Source organism: Citrobacter sp. TBCS-14, assembly GCF_005280805.1.
Taxonomy (GTDB): Bacteria; Pseudomonadota; Gammaproteobacteria; order Enterobacterales; family Enterobacteriaceae; genus Citrobacter; species Citrobacter gillenii.
On record NZ_SZWM01000433.1, the window covers coordinates 1 to 224 of the forward strand.

The 224-nt window shown below is 52.7% G+C and carries 1 pseudogene; it reads left to right on the plus strand.

The features are described from left to right. Positions 1 to 131 (plus strand): annotated as a pseudogene (locus FDX22_RS15930) (kinase inhibitor); the annotation flags it as partial. Positions 132 to 224: the final 93 nt, after the last annotated feature.

Below are 224 nucleotides of genomic sequence, written 5' to 3' on the forward strand. Positions count from 1 at the left end.
ATATCTTTACGGTTCACGCACTGGATGTGGAGCGTATTGATGTCGATAAGGACGCCAGCGGCGCGATGGTTGGATTTAACGTCCATTTCCACTCGCTCGCCAGCGCTTCTGTTACCGCATTATTTAGCTAAGTTCTGTTGTGCCGGATGTCGGCTAAGCCTCATCCGGCCGACAAAGCAGACCGTAGACCTGATAAGACGCGTCAGCGTCGCCATCAGGCAATT